The organism is Bacillus sp. 204(2023) (assembly GCF_037027505.1).
In the GTDB taxonomy this organism is placed as follows: domain Bacteria; phylum Bacillota; class Bacilli; order Bacillales; family Bacillaceae; genus Bacillus; species Bacillus subtilis.
In genome coordinates this window covers 1-226 of the sequence record NZ_JAXCHE010000035.1, presented here as the reverse complement: position 1 = coordinate 226, position 226 = coordinate 1, and the positions used below count along the sequence as shown (strand labels likewise).

1 protein-coding gene is annotated in these 226 nt (G+C 43.8%); it reads right to left on the bottom strand.

Features of this window, described 5'->3' with window-relative positions:
* Window positions 1-56: 56 nt before the first annotated feature.
* A partial coding sequence (locus tag WA279_RS20845; protein ID WP_251188585.1) for a transposase occupies window positions 57-226 on the bottom strand: 170 nt, incomplete at its 5' end.

The following is a 226-nucleotide window of genomic DNA, read 5'->3' as shown; positions in this document are numbered from 1 at the left end:
GCTGTTTCTTTACATATTCATCTGATTTCAGGTGCAGAAAAAGCACTCCCACATGCCTAGCCTTGCTTGGCTAGGTATGTGGCAATCTTCTTCATGTTTTGGCATGCGGCTGTGAGGAGAACTTGTTCGCTCACATTCCGTTTTCCCCTCAACCTGCAATAGCGAAGCCCGTGCAGTTGTTTTGAATCTGCAAAGCTTCGCTCTATTTTTTCTTTTCTTTTTTTGT